Raw genomic sequence first — 15,975 nt, 5'->3', positions numbered from 1 at the left:
CGCCAAGGAAAATCTCCATGTACACGCCAAGCAGCTTTGCCATCGATGACTTGCATGAACTGCACCAGCAGATACTTGGCACCCGCCTCGCGGTGTTGGTTACACACGGGGAACAAGGTCTGCAAGCCAGTCATTTGCCGCTGCTGTTGAGTTCAGACCAGGGCCCGAATGGCACGCTTTACGGACACTTTGCCAAGGCCAATCCGCAATGGAAGGAACTGCAGAACGGCGCCGAAGCCCTGGTGATTTTTGCCGGCGCCGACGCTTACGTCAGCCCGGGGTTTTACCCGAGCAAAACCGAGCATGGCAAAGTCGTTCCGACCTGGAATTACGTCGCCGTGCATGCGTACGGCACGGCCGAAGTGTTCACCGACGCCGATCGCCTGCGCACGCTGGTCAGCGCGCTGACTGATCGTCATGAAGCGGGTCGCGCCAGTCCATGGAAGGTCGCCGATGCCCCCGCCGACTACATTGACGGAATGCTCAAGGCCATCGTCGGTTTTGCCTTGCCGATCCAGCGGCTGGAAGGCAAACGCAAGCTCAGCCAGAACCGCAACGCTGCAGACATCACCGGTGTGCGCGAGGGGCTTGCCGCCAGCCCTGATGTGCACGACCAGGCCCTCGCCCACTTGATGCGTTAAGGAATGAACATGAGTCAGATCGACATCCGCCAGGTCACCGCCGACGACCACGCCGCCTGGTTGCCCTTGTGGCAAGCGTACCTGCGTTTCTACAACACCGAACTGTCAGAGGCCGTCACCCAAAGCACCTGGCAGCGCCTGCTCGACCCGAGCGAACCGACCCATGCCGCGCTGGCCTGGGCCGATGGCAAGGCGGTGGGCATGGTGCACTTCATCTACCATCGTTCGAACTGGAGCATCGAAAACTCCTGCTACCTGCAAGACCTGTTGGTAACGCCTGAAACCCGCGGCACTGGCGTCGGCCGGCAGTTGATCGAATACGTTTACGCCACAGCCAAAGAGGACGGTTGCTGCAAGGTCCACTGGCTGACCCACGAAACCAACGCCACCGCGATCCAGCTCTACGAGCGCATCGCCGAACGCCCCGGTTTCATCCAGTTTCGCAAAGCCCTGTAAGGTTCAAGGAGAACAGCATGTCGACTTCACTCGCCGACTGGAAAGGCGTTCCGGCGCCATCCGTCCAAACCATTGAAGGGCGTTTCATCCGCCTGGAAAAACTCGATCCGGCGCGTCATGCCGACGGATTGTGGAAGGCCCTGCAAGGCCCGGGTTCCGACCCGAAACTCTGGGACTATTTGCCTTACGGGCCGTTCCCGGAACGCAGTGCGTTCAACGATTGGCTGAACAATCACGCGGCCAATAGTGATCCATATTTTTTCAGTGTGATCGACCGTACCAGCGGCGATGTGCAAGGCCTCCTCAGTTTGATGTCGATTGTTCCTTCGCAAGGCCGAATCGAGATCGGCCATGTCACTTTCGGTGCGCCGATGCAGCGCTCGCCGAAAAGCACCGAGGCGGTTTATTTGCTCGCCAGGGAATCCTTTGCGCTGGGTTATCGCCGTCTGGAGTGGAAGTGCAACAACGGCAACGCCCGCTCCAAATACGCGGCCGAGCGGCTGGGGTTCAGCTTTGAAGGGGTGTTTCGCCAGCACATGGTGGTCAAGGGGCAGAATCGGGACACGGCGTGGTATTCGATTCTGGACTCGGAATGGCCAGCAATCGGGGCGGGGTTTGAGCGCTGGCTGTCCGATGAAAACCAGACGGATTCGGGGCAGGTGAAAACGTTGGCGGAGTGTCGCGGGTAAATCAGCGGCGCCTGGACGGACGCCATCGCGAGCAGGCTCGCTCCCACAGGGTTTTGGGTTGACCACAAAATTGTGATCAGCCCCAATCCAATGTGGGAGCGAGCCTGCTCGCGATTGCCTTCACGCCAATTTCTGGGCAAGTACCGCAATATGCTCCGGCCCGATCCCGCAGCAACCACCCAAATGACTGGCGCCGCGTTCTTTCCAATCAGCCGCCCACTGCAAATAACCCGGTGGATCAAGGTCTTCGCGCAGCGGGTCCAGACCGTCGTTGGCCGTGGCCTCTTTCGGTTGCGGCGGGAAGGCATTGGCGTAAGCGCCGATGTGAATTTTCACCCCCAGACGTTCGAAGGTTTCCCGCGCGGCATCAATCGCAGCACCGATCACTTCCGGCTGGCTGCAGTTGAACAGCAACGTCTCGACGCCCAGCTCCGCCGCCACGGTGGCGGCTTCAGCCACCGGCTCACCCGAACGCAAGCGCGGCACTTCATCCGTGTCCTCATCCTTCAAGGTAAACGACAGCCAGAACGGCTTGCCGTCTGTTGGCAGACCGGCGTGGATCGCTCGCGCTTCAACGATCGAGCTCTGGGTTTCCGCCAGCCACAGATCGACATGAGGCGCCAACCCCTTCACCAGCGGCGCCAACAATTCAGTCGCCCGAGCAGCGTCGAAAAGGTCCGGACGATAGGACCCAAACAGCGGCGGCAATGAGCCGGCCACGCGCACCGCTTTGCCCGAAGCCTCTACCGCGCGTCGCGCCAGCTCGCCGGCCAATGCCGCGAGCGCCTGCCCTTCTGCTGCAAAACGCTCTTCGCCAATGTGAAACGGCACCACTGCGTAACTGTTGCTGGTGATCACGTTCGCACCGCTTTCGATATAAGCCGTGTGCACCGCCTCTACCGCTTGCGGCGCTTCGCTCAAGGCCAGCGCCGACCACTCGGGCTGTCTGAACGGCGCGCCTCGACGCTGCAACTCACGACCCATGCCGCCATCCAGAATTACCGTGCTTGCTGCGCCCATATGCTTTTCACTCATAAGCTTATGAAAATAACTCACTATCAGAGTCGTTCTTATAACTATTTAATACGCACCATCCGGTTAATAACAACCTCTTTTTTATCAGGGATCGACTGTGAAATTCCAACCACTCCTGGCCCTGGGCCTGACGATTCTGGCTGCCTCCACCCAAGCCTTTGGCGGCGCCACGCTGGATCGCGTCGAAAAAAACAAAGAGCTCGTGGGCGTGTTGATGGAAAGCTATCCACCCTTCTCGTTCCTCAATGATCAGAACCAGCTCGATGGATTCGACGTCGACGTGGCCAAGGCCGTGGCAGACAAACTGGGCGTCAGACTGCGCCTCGAAACCCCGTCCTGGGACGTGATCGCCGCTGGCCGCTGGAGTGGGCGCTACGACATCTGCATCTGCTCCATGACCCCGAGCAAGGCCCGCGCCGAGGTCTTCGACTTCCCGGTCGAGTACTACGCCTCGCCAGCGGTGATCGTGGTCAACGCCAAGGACGACAGCATCCACGGCGCCAAGGACTTGAGTGGCAAGAAAGTCGGCCTCACCAGTGCCTCCAGCTACGAAAGCTACCTGAACAAAAACCTGGTGATCGAAGGCGCCGAAGACACTCAATTGCAGTACCCGTTCGAGGACGTGCAGATCGCGCCGTATGACACCGACAATGTCGCTTTCCAGGACCTCGGCCTGGGCGCCGGCGTACGACTGGACGCGATCCTCACCAACCTTGTCACTGCACAACCGCGCCTGACCGAGGACAAACGCTTCAAGCTCGCCGGTAAGCCGCTGTACTCGGAACCAAACTCGGTGGCCATTGAAAAAGGCGACGCCCAGTGGGACGCCAAAGTGCGTGACGTCTTCGCTCAGCTGAAACAGGACGGCACCCTGAGCAAGCTGTCGCAAAAATGGATCGGCGCCGACATCAGCAAATGACTGCTTTCCCAAAACCTCCCCAGCCGCCGCAACCGGTGGCTGAGTCGCGGCTGCAACGGATCTTCGGTTTTCGCACGCGGCTGTACCTGACCTGGGCAGCGATGCTCGGGTTGTTCGCCAGTTTCTTCCTGAGCTTCGACCTGAAGTTCTCGATCATCCTCGACAAACTGCCGAACCTGATCGGCCTGCACCTGGCGCCTAACGGCTTCCTGCAGGGCGCGGCGCTGACGCTGTTTCTGTGCCTGTGTTCGATCGTGACCTCCTCGCTGCTGGGCTTCATCACCGCCCTGGCGCGGCTGTCTAAAAGCGCCGTGGCCTTCGGAATTGCGAGCTTCTATGCCTCGTTCTTTCGTGGCACACCACTACTGATCCAGATCCTGCTGATCTACCTCGGCCTGCCACAACTCGGCATCGTCCCGGGCGCCATCGCCGCCGGTATCATCGCCCTGTCGCTCAACTACGGCGCGTACCTGAGCGAAATCTTCCGCGCCGGCATCCTCGGCGTCCCCCACGGCCAACGCGAAGCCTCCCTGGCCCTGGGCATGCGCGAAACCGTGATTTTCTGGCGCGTCACCCTGCCCCAGGCCATGCGCACCATCATCCCGCCGACCACCAACCAATTCATCTCGATGCTCAAAGACTCCTCGCTGATCTCGGTAATGGGGGTTTGGGAAGTGATGTTTTTGGCGCAATCGTATGGGCGCTCGAGCTATCGCTACATCGAGATGCTGACAACAGCGGCGGTGATTTATTGGCTGATGTCGATTGGGCTGGAGCTGATTCAGGCGCGGATGGAGCGGCATTATGGGAAGGCGTATTTGAGCCGTAGTTAGCGAAAGGCAGATGAGTTTCCGAGTTGCGATAGCCGACCATGTCTCGATTTGTTGTAAGAAAAAGCGCCAGCCTGAACGGGTAAAAACAGCCTTCCTCAGAGGGCCGGCAATTTTCTACACAACCTTCTGACAACCCCCGCAAGCCTGCGGGAAGCAGCTGACATCGGTACCTATAGCCTGCCTCTTAGAGTTTGGCCTCCTGTCAAAAGAGGCCGAGTTCGATGCCCGTTCAACACAAATACCGACCGAAACATCTGGCGCTGGCCATTGCGCTTGCAGTGGGTTGCATAGAAGTCTCCATGGCGCAGCAACCGGAGCCTCAAGTCAATTCCGACGCGCCGGCCACCAAACCTCGTAAAAAAACCGCCAAGCCCAATGAGCGCTTCGATGATCTTTTCGCGATCAAGGCGTTCATCGCCCCCCGTGAAAACACTGCCCGAGCCACAAACGGGCCGGGGGAAGAGCAGGCCGTTCGGCCTGTAACAACCGAACCGCTTGCCAGCGTTGCAGTCGATTTCGATGATGCCTTCTATGAGTCTCTTGTCTTTCCCGAGCCCACCGCTTCCGAAGTAGCATCCGCTCCTGCGGAGGTAGACCCGTTCGTTGAGTTCCAGAACGACTACACCACTACACACACGCTCATTTCAAAGCCACTCCAAACCATCGACGGTGTCTCGCTGGAATTGGGCGACGCGAATGACCTTCTGGTCATCAACAAAGGCGCTCGATGGGAGGGCACACTCGATGGCGGCAACGGAGTCAACGGTCTGCTCCTTAACTCCGCAGACGGTGGCACAGTAGGAGACACAACCAATTTTGCTGCCCTGCGGGTCACGAAAGGCGCATGGACATTAAACGGCAGCAACGACTTCCATAAAGGCGCCGAAGTAAGGGAAGACGCTACGCTATTTAACCTTGGCGCTATAGAAGGCACTGTGTACGTCGATAACGGAGGCACCTACGGCGGCTACGGTAAAGTAGGCGGCTTGCACGTGGACGGTCAGTTACTGGTCAGTGAAAATTTGGGGGCTCCTTCCATCAGAGGGGACCTTACACTTAGCGAAAGCGCCACACTCGCCTATGAAGTAACGGATAACGCTGATACTTCACAGACGATTTTCGTCGAGGGAGTCGCCAGGCTTGGCGGCGCGTCTTTACTGGTTACCGCTCTGCCAGGCGACTACGCACAAACCACTAATCACACTTTACTTTCCGCAGATCGGGTCGAAGGAACATTCGGTCGAGTCAGCAGCACCCTTGCGTTCATGACGGCTACCCCGGACTACGGCGACGAAAAGGCCGTCCGCCTGACCTACGCTCGCAACGAAATACCTATCGAAAATCTCGCGACCAACGAAAACGGTCGGGAACTCGCCCGCAGTATTGAAGAGCCCAAATCCAGTCCGACGGCGCAGACACCTCCCAATACCGCGAACGCCGCTGTCACAGCCCTGCTCGCCTCCACCACCGAAACAGCCTCCCAGGCCATCGACCAACTGGACGGCGGCCAAAACGCCAACCTTGCAAAAGCGACCCTGAACAGTGACAGCCCAATCAGCGCCAGCATGCTCTCGGCCATGCGTCAGCTGGACAGCGCCAGTCGCTATAGCAATTCCAGCAGGCGCAATGCACCACGCCTGGCCGCCGGCAGCGAAGACAATGGCCGAGTCTGGCTTCAAGCATTGGGTCACGGTGGGACGCTGGATCGCGACTACGACGCTCTGAAACACACAACCCACGGCCTGGTACTGGGAGCGGATTGGGGCATCGATGAGGAATGGCGCATCGGTGTAATGAGCGGCAAATCCGAAACGCGCCTGGATAGCCGTGGACTCGACGGCGATCTCGACAGCTGGCATTTGGGAGCTTATGCCCTGCGTCAAAACGGACCAATGTCCCTGCGCCTGGGCGCGACCTATAGCAACCACGACGGCAGCACTAAACGCCGGGTTGCCTTCAAAGGTTTCAGCGACCGCCCCGAAGGCCGTTACGATGCCAACACCCAGCAGGCCTTTGCGGAGTTGGGTTACAACCTGGGCCAGTCAAACGTCAGCATCGAACCGTTTGCCAGCCTGGGCTACCAACGCTATCAGCGCGACACTTACACGGAAAAAGGTGGCGCAGCGGCACTGAAGGTACATGGTCAAACGCAGAACAACTTGAACAGCACATTCGGCCTGCGGCTGGCAAAGCTCAACACGCTGGATAACGGCATGCAACTGACGCCGCGGTTCAGTGCTGGCTGGAAACACACCTACGGGGACGTCTACAGCGATACCCGCCAACGATTGGTGACGGGCGGAAAAAACTTCAGCGTTTCCGGCGCGCCGCTGGATCGTGACAGTCTGCTGGTCGATGCCGGGCTGGACCTTGGATTGTCAGCAAAACACACCCTGGGCGTCGGCCTCACTGGCGAGGTCGGCACCGACAGCCGAAACCACGGCGTCACGGGTCAGTGGCGAATGAGTTTCTGACAGCCGCAAATCCGGGGCGAAAAAAAGGGGAGCACATGCCCCCCCGAGGTTTAAAGCGGTATATCGAGGCTGTTAACTCAGCCTTCGATCTCGATCAGGATTTCGCCCGGGTTCACCCGGTCGCCCTTGGCCACGTGGATGGCGGTGACTTTGCCGGCGATGGCCGATTGGACTTCGGTTTCCATCTTCATCGCTTCGGTGATCAGCACGGCCTGGCCGGCTTTCACGGTATCGCCTTCCTTGACCAGCACGTCGACGATGTTGCCCGGCATGGTGGTGCTGACGTGGCCCGGTGCAGTGGCTTGCTTGCGCTTGCTGCTGCCGCCGCTGACGAATTCGTTGAGCGGTTCGAACACCACTTCTTCCGGCATGCCGTCGATAGACAGGTAGAAGTGACGCTTGCCTTCAGCCTTGACGCCGACACCGGTGATGTCGACGCGGTAGGTTTCGCCGTGGACATCGATGACGAACTCGGTCGGCACACCTTCGCCACCGGCCGAGGTCACACCGCCTGCTTCAGGAATCGGCAGCAGCACTTCTGGAGTCAGGGTGCCGGCGGCGCGTTCTTCTAGGAACTTGCGACCGATGTCCGGGAACATGGCGTAGGTCAGCACGTCTTCTTCAGACTTGGCCACCGCGCCGATTTCGCCACGCAGCTTGGTCATTTCCGGCTTGAGCAGGTCGGCCGGACGCACGTCGATCACTTCTTCGCTGCCGATGGCCTGGCGACGCAGTTTTTCGTTCACGGTGCCCGGCGCCTTGCCATAGCCGCCTTGCAGGTAAAGTTTCACTTCGTTGGTGATGGTCTTGTAGCGCTCGCCGGCCAGCACGTTGAAGAACGCCTGGGTGCCGACGATCTGCGAGGTCGGTGTGACCAGCGGCGGGAAGCCGAGGTCTTCACGAACGCGCGGGATTTCGGCCAGCACTTCATTCATGCGGTTCAGGGCGCCCTGCTCTTTCAACTGGTTGGCCAGGTTGGAAATCATCCCGCCCGGTACCTGGTTGACTTGAACGCGGGTGTCGACGGCGGTGAACTCGCTTTCGAACTGGTGGTATTTCTTGCGCACGGCGTAGAAGTACAGACCGATCTCTTGCAGCAGCTCCAGATTCAGTCCGGTGTCGAACTCGCTGCCTTTAAGGGCGGCAACCATCGACTCGGTGCCCGGGTGGCTGGTGCCCCAGGCGAAGCTGGAGATCGCGGTATCGATGTGGTCCGCACCGTTTTCGATGGCCTTGAGTTGGCACATCGCGGCCAAACCAGCGGTGTCGTGCGAGTGAATGAACACTGGCAGCGATTGCTCGGATTTCAATGCTTTGACCAGTTCGCCGGTAGCGTATGGAGTCAGCAGGCCAGCCATGTCCTTGATCGCCACCGAGTCGCAACCCATGGCTTCCATTTGCTTGGCTTGCGCCACGAACGCCTCGATGGTGTGCACCGGGCTGGTGGTGTAAGCGATGGTGCCTTGAGCGTGTTTGCCGGCGGCTTTCACCGCTTCGATGGCGACTCGCAGGTTACGTACGTCGTTCATCGCATCGAAGATGCGGAACACGTCGATACCATTGACCGCAGCCTTGGCGACGAAGGCTTTGACCACGTCGTCGCTGTAGTGGCGGTAGCCCAGCAGGTTCTGGCCACGCAGAAGCATTTGCAGGCGAGTGTTAGGCAAGGCCGCGCGCAGTTGGCGCAGACGCTCCCACGGGTCTTCCTTGAGGAAGCGTACGCAAGCGTCGAAGGTCGCGCCGCCCCAGACTTCCAGCGACCAGTAGCCGACTTTGTCGAGCTTGTCGCAGATCGGCAGCATGTCTTCAGTGCGCATGCGGGTCGCGAGCAGCGATTGGTGAGCGTCGCGCAGGATTGTGTCGGTAACGTAGATTTTCTTGCTCATTGTTCTTTTCCTCACAGGCCTGCGTGGGCGGCGATGGCGGCGGCGATGGCCAGGGCCAGCTCTTCGGGTTTGCGCTTGATCGAGTAGTTGGTCAGTTCAGGGTGGCTTTCAACGAAGCTGGTGTTGAACTGGCCGCTACGGAATTCCGGGTTACGCAGGATTTCCTGGTAGTACGCGGCGGTGGTCTTGACCCCTTGCAGACGCATGTCGTCGAGGGCGCGCAAGCCACGGTCCATCGCCTCTTCCCAGGTCAGCGCCCACACCACCAGTTTCAGGCACATGGAGTCGTAGAACGGCGGAATGGTGTAACCGGTGTAGATCGCCGTGTCGGTGCGCACGCCGGGGCCGCCGGGTGCGTAGTAACGGGTGATCTTGCCGAAACTCGGCAGGAAGTTGTTCTTCGGGTCTTCGGCGTTGATCCGGAATTGCAGCGCGAAACCGCGGTGCTGGATGTCTTCCTGTTTCACCGAAAGCGGCAGACCGGAGGCGATGCGAATCTGCTCGCGAACGATGTCGATGCCGGTGATTTCTTCGGTGATGGTGTGTTCCACCTGCACCCGGGTATTCATCTCCATGAAGTACACCTCGCCCTCGGCGAGCAGGAACTCCACGGTGCCGGCGTTCTCATAACCCACGGCCTTGGCTGCGCGCACCGACAGGTCGCCGATGTAGGCGCGCTGTTCCGGGGTCAGTTGCGGGCTCGGGGCGATCTCGATGAGCTTCTGGTTGCGACGCTGGATCGAGCAGTCACGCTCGAACAGGTGCACCACGTTGCCAAAGCTGTCGCCGAGGATCTGCGCTTCGATGTGTTTCGGATTGACGATGCATTTTTCCAGGAACACTTCCGCCGAACCGAAAGCCTTGGTGGCTTCGGAAATGACTCGCGGAAATGCTTGTTCAAGTTCTTCTCGGCTGTCGCAGCGGCGGATACCACGGCCACCGCCACCGGAAGTCGCCTTGAGCATCACCGGATAACCGATGCGGTCGCCTTCGACCAACGCTTCTGCGATATCCGCGACGTTGCCTTCGGTCCCCGGAGTGACGGGTACGCCAGCCTTGATCATGCTGCGACGGGCTTCAGTCTTATCGCCCATGCGGCGAATCACTTCAGCCGATGGACCGATGAACTTGATGCCGCGCTCGGCGCAGATATCTGCCAGTTCAGCGTTTTCCGAGAGGAAGCCGTAGCCGGGGTGCAGCGCATCGCAACCGGTTTCTACCGCCAGATTCACCAGCTTGCGCGCATTCAGGTAGCCGGCCAGTGGCTCGGCACCGATGCTGTGGGCCTCGTCCGCACGCTTCACATGCAACGCATGGCGGTCGGCGTCGGAATAGATCGCGACCGAGCGAATGCCCATCTCGGCGCAGGCACGCACGATTCGTACGGCAATCTCACCACGGTTGGCGATCAGGATCTTTTTTATCACTTGGAGGTTCCCTTGAGCCGGTGGTACCCACGACCTGCTAGATCAGGTCGACGCGTGACCAAATGTTTCAATTCAGTCGCAGGCCCACACTAGCCCCCACAAGGGATTAACAAAAATGATTAATTATTGGGTCAGGCATAAGTAAAGACTTATAGTTGACTCATCAGCCTGCGATGAGAGCACCTAAAAAATGCGTAAGTCTTTGATGCGTATGACATTGCGCCAATTGCAGATCTTCAATGAAGTCTGTGATTTGAGGTCCTACAGCCGCGCAGCCGATGAAATGTCTCTCACACAACCTGCCGTGAGCCTACAGATTCGTCAACTTGAAGAGCTGATCGGTCAGCCTTTGTTCGATTACGTCGGTAAAAAGCTCTACATGACCGAGGCAGCCGAAGCCCTTCAACGCGCCAGCCGGGACATTTTCGGACGCCTGGAAAACCTCGACATGCAGCTTTCGGACATGCAGGGATCGTTGCAGGGTCAGCTGAAACTGGCGGTGGAATCGAGCGCCAAATACTTTGTGCCGCACCTGTTTGCCGCCTTCAAGCGCCAACATCCAGAAGTGAACCTGCAACTGACGGTGGTCAATCGCGGGCAGGTCATTCGACGACTGTCGGACAACCGCGACGACTTGGTGATCATGTCCATGGTGCCGCAGGACATGGGGCTGGAGTTCTTGCCATTTCTCAACAACCCGATCGTTGCCGTGGCGCCACCGGATCATCCGCTGTGCCACATGGGCCCGCTGCGTTTGCAGGATCTTGAACCCTACACACTGCTGATGCGCGAATCCGGCTCCGGGACGCGGCTGGCTTGCGAAGAATATTTCAAAGAGAAGCGCGTGCACTTCAACCAGACCCAGGAAGTCTCGTCAGCCGAAGCGCAGCGTGAATGTGTGCTGGCGGGTCTGGGCGTGGCGCTGTTGACGCGTCACGCCCTGAACCTTGAGTTGGCGACCGGCGGATTGATCGAGTTGCCGGTCGAAGAGCTGCCGTTGTACCGCAGCTGGTGCCTGGTGCAAGCCAAGGCGAAACGGCTGTCACCGGTGGCGCACGCGTTCCTTGCGTTTATTCGCAGCGAGCGGGTGCAGATCAGCGCGCTGGTTGAGCGTTTCGACGGGAAGTTGCCGGTGCCGCCTGCCAGTAGTTGAGCTCCAGCTCAGGGAAATCACCAATCTCGGCCAGCAGTTGGCGACGTTCGCAGCGATCTTCGATAGCGCGGCGAAACTCCATGCGGCGCTGGTCTTCCTGCTGACGACGGGTTCTGACGGCGCTGTTGCGTTCTTCGTAGGGCTGGGCCATTTCGAGTCTCCCAAGGCGATGACGGGAGTTTCAAGATAGGCGCGAGGGATGACGGTTTGGCGGCGTGCGGGTTACAGAGAGATGAACGTTGTTCTGTGGCGAGGGGATTTATCCCCGTTGGGCTGCGAAGCGGCCCCTAAACCCGTGAGCACGACGCCGCATCCGATAGTTTTGCGACTGCTCCGCAGCCGAACGGGGATAAATCCCCTCACCACAGGGTCGGTGTCGTCTTGAATCAGTCGTCCAGCGCTTTTACCGATTTGGGTGACAGCCGCAAGCTGCGCAGGCTGCGCTTGACGCTCTTGAGGTGATTGACCAGGCTCGGCCCGCGCGCCATGGCCACGCCCATCGCCAACACATCGATCACCACCAGGTGGGCAATGCGCGAGGTCAGCGGCGTATAGATCTCGGTGTCTTCGTGCACATCGATCGCCAGGTTGACGGTCGACAGCTCGGCGAGCGGTGTCTGGCTCGGGCACAAGGTAATCAGCGAAGCGCCGCTTTCGCGCACCAGATTGGCGGTGATCAACAAATCTTTGGAACGCCCGGACTGGGAAATACAGATCGCCACGTCGGTCGGTTTCAACGTGACCGCCGACATCGCCTGCATGTGCGGGTCGGAATACGCCGCCGCCGTCAGCAACAAGCGGAAGAACTTGTGCTGGGCATCGGCCGCCACTGCACCCGACGCGCCAAAGCCATAAAACTCGACCCGCTGGGCCTGCGACATGAGCGACACGGCACGCTGCAACTCCACCGGATCAAGCTTCTCGCGAACTTCCATCAGCGTGTGCAGGGTGGTGTCGAAGATTTTCAGGCTGTAGTCAGCGACCGAGTCGTCTTCATGAATCGCGAATTGTCCGAAGCTCGCACCGGCAGCCAGGCTCTGTGCCAGTTTCAGCTTCAAGTCCTGGAAACCAGAGCAACCGATGGCGCGACAGAACCGCACGATGGTCGGTTCGCTAATGCCCACGTTGTGGGCCAGGTCGGCCATGGAACTGTGCATCACCGCCGCAGGATCAAGCAGCACGTGGTCGGCGACCTTGAGCTCCGACTTGCGTAAGAGGTGGCGTGACTGGGCGATGTGTTGCAGCAGATTCAAAGGGCTGGACTCTTTGTTATTGGCAGGTGCCGGGGATGTAGCACGCTTGTAGTTATACTACATGAATCGGCTTTTTGCCTGCTCAATGCGTAACTCGATGTCCCCATTTCACGCCACATGCGCTCCATGTAGCCCTTACAAGTGTTTCTCGTCCGCACGCAACAGTGCCGCCAGGCCATCGGCCTCGACAGGACGGCTAATCAAATAGCCCTGCACTTCATCGCAGTGCTCGGCTTTCAAAAACTCCAACTGCTCTGTCCGCTCCACCCCTTCAGCCACCACTTTCAGTGACAAGCCGTGCGCCATGGCAATGATTGCCCGGGTGATCGCCGCATCCTCGCTACCCTCCCCCAGACCGCGGATAAACGCCTGATCGATCTTCACGTAATCCACAGGGATGCGCTTGAGGTAGCTCAGGGACGAATACCCGGTGCCGAAGTCATCAATCGCCAACTTCACCCCCAAATCACGCAATTGCTGGAAGGTCGCGATGATGTGCTCGACGCTGTCCAGCAACTGACTTTCGGTGAGCTCCAGCTCAAGGTAGTGCGGCGCCAGACCGGTTTCTTCCAGCACCTGACGCACCAGGCTGACCAGTTTGCCCTGACGTAATTGATGCACCGACAGATTGACCGACACCCGAATCGGCGCAAGCCCCTGACGCTGCCACTCACAGGCTTGCCAGCAGGCCTGACGCAACACGAACTCGCCGATCGGGCCGATCAACCCGGTTTCCTCGGCCAGGCCGATGAAGTCCCCTGGCGGCACACGGCCCATGGTCGGGTGATCCCAGCGCACCAGCGCTTCGGCGGCATTCAACCGACCCGTGGCGAGGCACAGTTTCGGTTGATAAAACACCATCAACTGTTTCTCTTCGATCGCCTTACGCAGTTGATTTTCCAGCTGCAAGCGCTCCAGCGTGCTGGCTTGCAGGCTGTCGGTGTAGAACTGGAAGTTATTTCCGCCCAAGTGCTTGGCGTGCTGCATGGCCATATTGGACTGATGGACCAGCGCGGAAATTTCTCGCGCGTTGTCCGGCAACATACTGATGCCCATGGACGCGCTAACCACCAGCTCATGGCCCTCGACAGTGATCGGCAAGCGCAGCTTGGTCGACAGTCGGGTCGCCACCCGCGCCAGGCTAGACAGGTTGCCGTAGGCATTGAACAACACGGCAAACTCATCACCGGACAAGCGAGCGATGGTGTCGGCTTCAGGCAATGCGTTGACCAGCCGCCGAGCCATCTTCTGCAAGAGCTGGTCGGCGATTTCATGGCCAAGGCTGTCGTTGAGCAGCTTGAAACGATCCAGATTGATGTGCAGCAACGCCAGACTGCGGTAGCCGCCCTGGCGCACCCGCTGATGAGCCTCACTTAGCCGTTCCCGGAACAGTGAACGGTTAGCCAGACCTGTCAATTCGTCGTAATGCGCCAGGTAACGCATGCGTTCTTCAGATTCGCGCCGGGCCGATAGATCGGCGAAGAAGCCCACGATATGGCTCACATTTCCCCGAGCATCACGCACCGCGTTCAGTTGCAACCATTGCGGATACAGCTCGCCATTCTTGCGGGTTTCTACCAGCTCGCCCTGCCAACTGCCGTGCTGCTCCAGCGCCTGATGAATCGCAGCGTAGTGCCGGCGGGCATCGCGGCTGCACGGCAACTCGACCACGTTGCGTCCAATCATGTCTTCAATGTCATAGCCGGTGACTCGGCTGAAGGCCTGATTGACCGCGATCAACGCGTAATTCGGATCGAAAATCACGATGCCTTCACTGGCGGCTTCGAACACCGTTGCGGCCAGTTGCCGTTGCTCTTCCAGCGCTTTACTGACGCTGATGTCGCGACGGGTGCCGACCATGCGGATCACCCGGCCATTTTCGCTGCGCTCAACCGCTCGACCACGGTCTTCGATCCAAACCCAATGGCCATCGCCGTGACGTACGCGGTACTCAATTTGGTAGTCCTCGCTGCGGCCCTTCAAATGCTCGACCAGTGCGCGCTTGAGCGAAGGCAAGTCATCGGGATGCAGGCGTGGCTTGAGGTGGCGAAGCATCGCCGTCACGAATTCTGGCTCCAGGCCGAACAGCTCCTGAAGATGGGTGTGATGGACTTCGTCGGTTTGCAGGTTCCAGTCCCATAGACCGAGCTCACTGGCCTTCAACGCCAGCGCCAGACGCGCTTCACTCTTGCTCAGGGCCTGATTGGCAGCGTCCAGCTCCAGGCTGCGCTGGGCAACACGGCTTTCAAGCTCGATCTGAATTTGCCGCAACTCGTCTTCGGCACGACGGCGCTGGTCGATTTCCTTGGCCAGCTTTTGATTGAGCTGATCGCTGCTGTTTTGAGCCTGCTGCAAGTGCTCGATCAGTGCCTGATTCTGGAAGCGCCGCAACAACCCGCTATCGATGAGTCGATTGACCTGCCAGGCAACCACACTCAACGCGCCCAACAAAATCAGACCGAACCAGCCCCATCCCTGATCTTGTTCATCGCCGCCCCAGAACAGATAGCCGATGGCCGGCAACAGACAGGGCAAGGTAAAGGACAGGAATGCCGGCAGGCTGACCGCGTAGGCAACACTGGCCGAAAGCGCTGCAGCGCCGATCAGGCCGAACACCCAGGCTTGTTGCATGAAGTTATCGGCGGGTACCAGCGCAATGCCAGCGCCGGCCAGGGTCAGGCCGGTCATGGCCGAACCCAGCAAAAACATGCGGCGCCAGATCGGATGGGCCTGACGGTTGGGTATCGCTGAATCGAAGGCCGCGACTTGAATCACCCGCAACGCCACCAGCGACAACAGCCACACCAGCCAGACGCTGACCAGGAAGTAACGCTGCGGGCTCCAAAGCAAGCCAGCGCAGACCAGACCGTTGATCAACATGAATAACGTGGGCAGCAACGAGCCCTGATAAAGCAGACGCGTGCGTTCGACCGCCATTTCCATGGCGTACTGTTTGCGGATAACCCGGGGCTCCACGACGGGGCCCGACAGGTCGGTGCTGAGGGTCATAGGCAATGTTCTTGTTCTTATAATGGTGAGCATGCGCCCGAAACGTCGACGGAGCATACACAAGCAAATGCCCGGACCAAACTGCCCCAGATCATAAATAGACCAAAGTATCGACTGCCTGGCCCCGTGTAAAAGCAGCCAAGCGAGCCCCGCCAACGCTTGCAGCCAGTGACTGACCGGTCGTCCTGCACCTATCTTTC

13 protein-coding genes are annotated in these 15,975 nt (G+C 59.3%); 7 read left to right on the top strand and 6 right to left on the bottom strand.

Translation table 11 applies throughout. The features are described 5' to 3' along the window. Positions 1 to 17: 17 nt before the first annotated feature. Genes IB252_RS11995 through IB252_RS11985 form a run of 3 tightly spaced genes read left to right on the top strand, consistent with a single transcriptional unit; the run spans position 18 to position 1,786 of the window. Entirely contained in the window at positions 18 to 641 is a 624-nt protein-coding gene (locus IB252_RS11995) for an FMN-binding negative transcriptional regulator (protein ID WP_192408826.1), read from the top strand. A gap of 9 nt (positions 642 to 650) precedes the next feature. Then, positions 651 to 1,097 carry a GNAT family N-acetyltransferase gene (locus IB252_RS11990; RefSeq protein ID WP_192408824.1) on the top strand — a complete coding sequence of 149 codons (447 nt, stop codon included), beginning with the start codon at positions 651 to 653 and terminating at the stop codon, positions 1,095 to 1,097. A gap of 17 nt (positions 1,098 to 1,114) precedes the next feature. Beyond that, positions 1,115 to 1,786: a GNAT family N-acetyltransferase gene (locus IB252_RS11985; RefSeq protein ID WP_192408822.1), complete on the top strand. Its 672-nt coding sequence runs from the start codon at positions 1,115 to 1,117 to the stop codon at positions 1,784 to 1,786. Between the two features lie 120 nt (positions 1,787 to 1,906). Here IB252_RS11985 and IB252_RS11980 read toward each other — a convergent pair whose 3' ends face one another. Further along, complete coding sequence (locus IB252_RS11980) at positions 1,907 to 2,806, bottom strand: homocysteine S-methyltransferase family protein (RefSeq protein WP_192408820.1); 900 nt, start codon at positions 2,804 to 2,806, stop codon at positions 1,907 to 1,909. Between the two features lie 112 nt (positions 2,807 to 2,918). Between IB252_RS11980 and IB252_RS11975 the strand changes: the two genes are divergently transcribed. The 3 genes from IB252_RS11975 (at position 2,919) to IB252_RS11965 (ending at position 7,047) form a co-directional block, all read left to right on the top strand. Continuing rightward, on the top strand, positions 2,919 to 3,740 hold the full coding sequence (locus tag IB252_RS11975) for an ABC transporter substrate-binding protein (RefSeq protein ID WP_192408818.1): 822 nt from the start codon (positions 2,919 to 2,921) through the stop codon (positions 3,738 to 3,740). Continuing rightward, positions 3,737 to 4,573 carry an amino acid ABC transporter permease gene (locus IB252_RS11970; RefSeq protein ID WP_192408816.1) on the top strand — a complete coding sequence of 279 codons (837 nt, stop codon included), beginning with the start codon at positions 3,737 to 3,739 and terminating at the stop codon, positions 4,571 to 4,573. Before IB252_RS11975 ends, IB252_RS11970 begins: the two co-directional genes overlap by 4 nt. A gap of 221 nt (positions 4,574 to 4,794) precedes the next feature. Beyond that, a complete protein-coding gene (locus IB252_RS11965) occupies positions 4,795 to 7,047 on the top strand; it encodes an autotransporter domain-containing protein (protein WP_225607410.1) in 2,253 nt (750 codons plus the stop codon). 77 nt (positions 7,048 to 7,124) lie between these two features. On the opposite strand, the gene oadA is transcribed toward IB252_RS11965, so the two are convergent. Both oadA and IB252_RS11955 read right to left on the bottom strand, forming a co-directional pair. Next, entirely contained in the window at positions 7,125 to 8,933 is a 1,809-nt protein-coding gene (gene oadA / locus IB252_RS11960) for a sodium-extruding oxaloacetate decarboxylase subunit alpha (RefSeq protein ID WP_192408814.1), read from the bottom strand. An 11-nt stretch (positions 8,934 to 8,944) separates the two neighbouring features. Beyond that, positions 8,945 to 10,360 (bottom strand): acetyl-CoA carboxylase biotin carboxylase subunit, encoded by a 1,416-nt coding sequence (locus IB252_RS11955; RefSeq protein ID WP_046030798.1) that lies wholly within the window; start codon positions 10,358 to 10,360, stop codon positions 8,945 to 8,947. 190 nt (positions 10,361 to 10,550) lie between these two features. On the opposite strand from IB252_RS11955, the gene IB252_RS11950 reads away from it, so the two are divergent. Continuing rightward, the gene (locus IB252_RS11950; protein WP_008007793.1) at positions 10,551 to 11,513 is read left to right on the top strand and encodes a LysR family transcriptional regulator; all 963 of its coding nucleotides are present in this window, start codon (positions 10,551 to 10,553) and stop codon (positions 11,511 to 11,513) included. Here the strand turns inward: IB252_RS11950 and IB252_RS11945 are convergent. From IB252_RS11945 to IB252_RS11935, 3 genes are all read right to left on the bottom strand, one after another. After that, positions 11,455 to 11,664 (bottom strand): PA3496 family putative envelope integrity protein, encoded by a 210-nt coding sequence (locus tag IB252_RS11945; RefSeq protein ID WP_008156646.1) that lies wholly within the window; start codon positions 11,662 to 11,664, stop codon positions 11,455 to 11,457. The genes IB252_RS11950 and IB252_RS11945 overlap by 59 nt on opposite strands. 235 nt (positions 11,665 to 11,899) lie before the next feature. Beyond that, positions 11,900 to 12,766, bottom strand: a complete 867-nt coding sequence (gene hexR / locus IB252_RS11940) for a transcriptional regulator HexR (RefSeq protein ID WP_008156648.1) — start codon at positions 12,764 to 12,766, stop codon at positions 11,900 to 11,902. 135 nt (positions 12,767 to 12,901) lie between these two features. Continuing rightward, the gene (locus IB252_RS11935) at positions 12,902 to 15,775 is read right to left on the bottom strand and encodes an EAL domain-containing protein (RefSeq protein ID WP_192408812.1); all 2,874 of its coding nucleotides are present in this window, start codon (positions 15,773 to 15,775) and stop codon (positions 12,902 to 12,904) included. Positions 15,776 to 15,975 lie beyond the last annotated feature (200 nt).

It is taken from the genome of Pseudomonas sp. PDM10 (assembly GCF_014852295.1).
GTDB lineage: Bacteria > Pseudomonadota > Gammaproteobacteria > Pseudomonadales > Pseudomonadaceae > Aquipseudomonas.
The sequence above is the reverse complement of the archived record's forward strand: the minus strand, read 5'-3'. Positions and strand labels throughout refer to the sequence as shown.